Below are 332 nucleotides of genomic sequence, written 5' to 3' on the forward strand. Positions count from 1 at the left end.
CCGATGGTCGCGAAAGCCGCCTGGATGTGGGGGAGATAGGCCGCGCCCTCCGGCGACAGCGCCACCCCGCGCGCCAGCCGCGCGGACAGTCGGCTTTTGAGCCGCTCCTCCAGGAAGCGGATGTGCTGGCTGACGGCGGCCTGGGTGAGCCCGAGCTCGGCGGCCGCGGCGGTGAAGTTCGACAGGCGAGCGGCTGCCTCGAAAGTGCGCAGCCAATCGAGAGGCGGCATCGGGTCGAATGCTTTTCCAGTCATTAGAAATTCAACGCCATTACTCGAAAAAAGATAATTTGAATTATGCCTAGGGTGAAGCCAGCATGCAATCCGTGCCCG

1 protein-coding gene is annotated in these 332 nt (G+C 63.3%); it reads right to left on the bottom strand.

Going from position 1 to position 332, the window contains the following annotated elements; all coding sequences use genetic code 11:
• The coding region (locus EN852_RS37470; RefSeq protein WP_135879814.1) for a LysR family transcriptional regulator at window positions 1–254 on the bottom strand (254 nt) is incomplete at its 3' end.
• Between the last annotated feature and the right edge of the window lie 78 nt (window positions 255–332).

Source organism: Mesorhizobium sp. M2E.F.Ca.ET.209.01.1.1 (assembly GCF_004010375.2).
In the GTDB taxonomy this organism is placed as follows: domain Bacteria; phylum Pseudomonadota; class Alphaproteobacteria; order Rhizobiales; family Rhizobiaceae; genus Mesorhizobium.